This window comes from Streptomyces sp. MMG1533 (assembly GCF_001279775.1).
Lineage (GTDB): Bacteria > Actinomycetota > Actinomycetes > Streptomycetales > Streptomycetaceae > Streptomyces.
Genome location: NZ_LGDG01000088.1, coordinates 1 through 1805, shown reverse-complemented (window position 1 = coordinate 1805; position 1805 = coordinate 1). Strand labels below are relative to the sequence as shown.

The following is a 1805-nucleotide window of genomic DNA, read 5'->3' as shown; positions in this document are numbered from 1 at the left end:
GGGCGGGCTGGTGCGGGTGGGCGTTCCGGCCGCGCCCGGTGAGCCTGGCGGGCGGCCGTCGGGCGTGGTCGTGCGGGGAGTGCCTCCGCCGGGCGTGCGGGGTGGTGTGCCGCCGGGGCGGCGGGGGTCGCGGCGGCTCGGCGGGCGGGCGCCGGGGTGGTGGTTCGCCCTGGTCATGACCTTGTTCATCGGTGTCCCCGCTCGATCGGCCCGGGTGGTACCGGGCGGTAACTTCGTGGTTGGGGATCTTGTACGGGGTGGTGGACACCGACGGCAAGGTGGCGGGACTCCTCGCCGGGGTGGGCGGAATGTTCACCTATCAGAGTGGTCGGGGGGCGCGGAAAGCCCGTCGTGGCGGGGGTGTACCGGGTGGGTTTCAGGGGGTGGGGGGGACGGCTTTACGGGGGGGGGGAGGGGCTCGAAAGGGGACCCCACGCACGTATCCTGGAGGCCCTCCGGAGGAGCGGAACGCCCTCCGAGAGGACCCGAGGAGCCTTCGACCACGAAAGCGGCGAGCCATGCGTGTCTACGTTCCCCTGACCCTTCCCGGGCTCGCCGAGGCGTACAAGACCGGAGAGCTGGGGAGCGGGCAGTTCGTCGCGTATGCGGTTACGCCGGCCCTGCGTGAGTGGTACCTGTCCGACGACATCGAGGAACTGGAGTACGCCGCGCTGAACCGGGCCGCGCTGGGCTCGCTGCGGTTGCTGGCGGCGGATGCCGAGGCGGTGCGGCGGCGGGTCGTCGTCGCTGTGGATGTGCCCGATGGTGCGGCGACCTCCGATCCCGACCGGGCGCTTGATCCTGCGGCGCTGGGTGAGGTGCGGGTTGCCGGGGGCGTGCCGTTGGCCAAGGCGGCGGCCGTGCATGTCGATGCCGGGGGCGCGGAGGCGGATGTGGCCGCGGCGGCCGGGGCGCTGGCGGCGGCGGACGATGGGGACGACGACGCGCAGTTCGTGGTGGACGGGGCCGAGGATCATGAACTGCTGTGGTTCGCCACGCAGGAGATTCCGAACCTGGTGGGGCTTGGGGGGTGAGGGCGGGCCATGGAGGCGGAATCAACCTTCGATGACGCCGCGCTGACCTGCGTGCCCTCTTGATTGTCAGTGAGGGCGGGTACGTTTTTGACATGGGGAAGCAGACAGGTGCGCACATTGTGTGGGACTGGAACGGGACGCTGTTCCATGACAATGACGCGATCATCGGGGCGACGAACGCGGCGTTCGCGGAGTTGGGGCTGGCGCCGATCACGATGGAGCAGTACCGGGCGTTGTACTGCGTGCCGGTGCCGAAGTTCTATGAGCGGTTGATGGGGCGGTTGCCGACCGATGCCGAGTGGGAGGTCATGGATGAGGTCTTCCATCGGTACTACGCCGAGCACCGGGTGCGGTGCGGGCTGACCGCGGGGGCGGCGGAGCTGCTTGCCGGGTGGGGGTCGGCGGGGCGGAGTCAGTCGATCCTCAGCATGTATGTGCATGACGAGCTCGTGCCGTTGGTGCGGGGGTTCGGTATCGAGGCGCACTTCTTGCGTGTCGACGGGCGGGTCGGGCCGTCCGGGGGGAGCAAGGCGGAGCACATGGTGCGGCATCTCGGGGCGCTGGTCGGGGTGGATCCGGCTCGTACGGTGGTGATCGGGGATGCCGCCGATGATGCGGTGGCGGCGCTGCATGTGGGGGCGCGGGCCGTGTTGTACACCGGGGGGTCGCATGGGCGGGCGAGCCTTGAGGTGGTGGGGGTGCCGGTGGTGGACACGTTGGAGGAGGCTGTTGTGGAGGCGGAGCGGTTGGCGGCGTGACGCTGCGCTGAGC

2 protein-coding genes are annotated in these 1805 nt (G+C 70.6%); both read left to right on the top strand.

Features of this window, described 5'->3' with window-relative positions; translation table 11 throughout:
* Positions 1-518 precede the first annotated feature (518 nt).
* Complete coding sequence (locus ADK57_RS11860; RefSeq protein ID WP_053749368.1) at positions 519-1034, top strand: DUF6912 family protein; 516 nt, start codon at positions 519-521, stop codon at positions 1032-1034.
* A gap of 92 nt (positions 1035-1126) precedes the next feature.
* Positions 1127-1792, top strand: coding sequence for an HAD family hydrolase (locus ADK57_RS11855; RefSeq protein ID WP_053749369.1), 666 nt, complete (start codon positions 1127-1129; stop codon positions 1790-1792).
* Positions 1793-1805 lie beyond the last annotated feature (13 nt).